Raw genomic sequence first — 3,022 nt, 5'->3', positions numbered from 1 at the left:
CGTATAAAGCCAGCAGACGGGCGGTTTATTTTTGTTGGCTTTTACCTTGTCAGCACCGGAACCTTGTCCCAAAATAAATGAACCGAACCGCGGAAATGCCCGCATTCTTCCAATAATGGACACGGAGATGACAATGGACAGCCTGGATCGAGCGATTGAACTGGTAATGCGCTGGAAAGCAGACCGGCAGAAGCAGCGTGCCGACGTGCTGTCGCGGCTGGATGCCGTGGTGAAGGATTGTCAGGCGGCGGTGCAGGTATGGCAAGGGTATCTCGCCAAGCCGGGGGCGCCGGGAGATCAATGGACGATCGTCAGCTGGGTCGGTCCGGACCGCGCGAAACAATTACACGAGATAAACCTGCGCGCCAAGCAGAACGTGGAGGAGATATGCCGAATGGCCGGACCCCGGTCGGGACGTTTTGTCGCGTTGGATGAAGACGTGATCGAAATGGCCTATCGCATGCTCAAGCCCGGCGAGTCAGGCGCAGATGCCGCCAAAACCGCTGTCCAGCGTTTGCAGGAACGCATGGAATATATTCGCGGACTGATGCAACGCCTCAAAGCGACGCCGGCCAAGGCGCAGGGAAAGAAACCGGCGACAAAGCATGGCGCGCTGAAAACTGCCGGAAAAAAAGCCACCAAGTCTTCGAAGAAGAAAGCGGCTCCCGCCAAGAAATAACGACCGTCGGAAACAGCAAGACAAAAACAAAGCGCCCCAATCGGGGCGCTTTGTTTTACAGCATGAAACGGGAAATTACTTCGCCGGGGCCGGAGCGGCCGGGGCAGCAGCGCCTTCCTTATTCACCTCTTTGGTTTCTTTCTTGGCGTGCTTCTTGTTCGTCTTCTTTTCTTTCTTGGTCTTCTTCTCAGTCTTCATTTCCTTCTCGGTCGGCGCAGCGCCGGCGGCAGGAGCTTCGGCATAAGCGATCGTAGCGGTGCCGAAGATGAAGGCGAACATAAGGGCGAACAGGGCGGTGAGTGACTTTTTCATAGATAAAAACTCCTTAAAGAGGGTGAACATCGTTTTTTCAATATCTGATGGTTCGGTAAAGACTGGTTTCCGCCATCATTGCGATGTACTAAAGCAATCGCTGTGCCAACGGGGGATGATCATTAATTCTTTTATAATCATGTAGATATATAAAATTCCAGGTTTGCGCTATGCTTGTATTTTGTGGCAAGCATCAAAATTTGTAGTTCACAACACTTCAGGAAATTCATGCCGTCAAAACTGTTCGGGTTGGGCCGTCTCCAGCGCAAGGTACTGCTGGTGATTTCCGTGATTGTGATTGTGCCGATGCTGGTCGCCGGGTGGCTGGCGGCCGAATGGGTTTCGATCAGTTTTGAAAAACGCCTCGAGCAGTGGATCGTGGATGCTGCCCGCGCCAACCAGAACTGGCTCCAAGCCTATCAGAACGATGCCACCATGCTTGGGCGCGTGCTCGCCGATGATCCAGGGTACGTGGCTAATATCGAACGCAACCCAGAAGAGGCGATCCCGCCGCCAGTGCGGCGCATTTCCCAGGAGCTGAGCATCAACCTAATTCAGCTCTACACGCCGGACAAAAAATTGCTTTACTCCTCGATCCCCGTGGAGGTCAGCGCGCTGTGGGCGCGCGGCCAGACCGAAGCGGTGCTCAAGGTGGTGCGCAAGCAGAAGACTATGCTGGCGGCGGTGGGCATCACGCCGATCCCGCGCCACGGCAAGCCGAACTACTACCTGGTGCTGGGCAGCCTGCTGGGACAGGATTTCACCGACGAGATGGCGCAGCTGAGCGGATTAAAGGCGCGTCTCTATTATCGCGAGGGCAAAAATTATTACGATCTGTTTTCCGCCCCGGGTGAAGTGATTGCCCTCAAACATCTGTCAGCGGCGGCACTGGAGCGGCTGGAGAAGCACAAGAAATCCTACTACAGCCTCGATGCCGAGAACGGTCAATACCGCGGTCTCTACATGCCCATTGTGGATCCCACTGGACGCGTGGAGGCGATCATGTTCAGCGGTCTGGAGCGCCGCGGCGTGCAGGAAGTGCTGACCAACCGTGTCGCCCTGTTCTTGTTCATTTCGCTGCTGGGAATCGTTATCGGCGGTTTGACCGGCCTGTTGCTGTCGCGCCTGGTGGTACAGCCGCTCCAGTATCTGCGCAACGGCGTGATGCAGCTGGCGGGCCAGAATTTCAGCGCCAATGTGCCGATCACTTCCAACGACGAACTGGGCGATCTGGCCAAGGCGTTCAACGCCATGGCCGCGCGCCTGCGCGAGGCGCGTGACGAACAGACACAGCGTTTCCAGAAGGACAAGCTGACCGCCATGGGAGAAATGTCAGCGGCGCTGGCGCATGAAATTCGAAATCCCATTGGCATCATCAACACTTCGGCGGCGCTGCTCGACAAGCCGGATTATGCGCCGGAGAAACGGACAGAACTGACGCGCATGATCCGCGAGGAAAGCCTGCGCGTCTCGAATCTGGTGCAGGACTTCCTGCAGCTGTCGCGCCACCGTCAGCCGTCGTTTGCCGTGATCGATCCCGCACAGCCGCTGACGCGTGCGCTCGATCTGGCGCTGGCGGGCGCTCCCCTGGTGACGGTAGTCCGGCAGTTCGATCACGGCGACGCGAAGATCAAGGCCGACCCCGGTCTGCTGCAGCAGGCCTGGGGCAATGTCTTCACCAACGCGTTGCAGGCCATGAACGGGAAAGACGCGACTCTCAAGCTCCGCTCCAGTGTCGAGAACGGGCAGGTCACTCTGTCGGTAGAGGACAACGGGCCCGGCTTGCCGGCGGACATCATGCCGCGGCTGTTCGAGCCGTTTTTCACGACCAAAGAACAGGGTACCGGTCTCGGGCTTACCATCGCCTTTACTTTGGTGGAAGCCAATGGCGGGCGGCTCGAGGCTCAGCCTCCCGAGGGCAAGGGCGCCCGGTTCGTCATGCGCTTTCCTGTCTGTGTGGAGACAAAATCATGAAACGCACCGTACTGGTGGTGGGTGAGGCGGTGTAGTCGCCGATGCACTTAATGTGCA

Annotated in this window: 3 protein-coding genes; 2 read left to right on the top strand and 1 reads right to left on the bottom strand. The window is 57.3% G+C overall.

Annotated features, from left to right (window positions below):
- Window positions 1-133 precede the first annotated feature (133 nt).
- Window positions 134-679 (top strand): hypothetical protein, encoded by a 546-nt coding sequence (locus WB402_RS10770; protein ID WP_424207722.1) that lies wholly within the window; start codon window positions 134-136, stop codon window positions 677-679.
- A gap of 75 nt (window positions 680-754) precedes the next feature.
- Here WB402_RS10770 and WB402_RS10765 read toward each other — a convergent pair whose 3' ends face one another.
- Window positions 755-1,021, bottom strand: a complete 267-nt coding sequence (locus WB402_RS10765; RefSeq protein ID WP_424207720.1) for a hypothetical protein — start codon at window positions 1,019-1,021, stop codon at window positions 755-757.
- A 198-nt stretch (window positions 1,022-1,219) separates the two neighbouring features.
- On the opposite strand from WB402_RS10765, the gene WB402_RS10760 reads away from it, so the two are divergent.
- The gene (locus WB402_RS10760) at window positions 1,220-2,965 is read left to right on the top strand and encodes an ATP-binding protein (RefSeq protein ID WP_424207718.1); all 1,746 of its coding nucleotides are present in this window, start codon (window positions 1,220-1,222) and stop codon (window positions 2,963-2,965) included.
- Window positions 2,966-3,022 lie beyond the last annotated feature (57 nt).

Origin of the sequence: Sulfuricaulis sp. (assembly GCF_049587675.1) — a bacterium.
Lineage (GTDB): Bacteria > Pseudomonadota > Gammaproteobacteria > Acidiferrobacterales > Sulfurifustaceae > Sulfuricaulis.
The sequence above is the reverse complement of the archived record's forward strand: the minus strand, read 5'-3'. Positions and strand labels throughout refer to the sequence as shown.

What these genes read in the sequence shown, in the direction of transcription:
- WB402_RS10770 (WP_424207722.1), top strand. Translation starts at nt 134, where the DNA reads ATGGACAGCCTGGATCGAGCGATTGAACTGGTAATGCGCTGGAAAGCA.
- WB402_RS10765 (WP_424207720.1), bottom strand. Translation starts at nt 1,021, where the DNA reads ATGTTCACCCTCTTTAAGGAGTTTTTATCTATGAAAAAGTCACTCACC.
- WB402_RS10760 (WP_424207718.1), top strand. Translation starts at nt 1,220, where the DNA reads ATGCCGTCAAAACTGTTCGGGTTGGGCCGTCTCCAGCGCAAGGTACTG.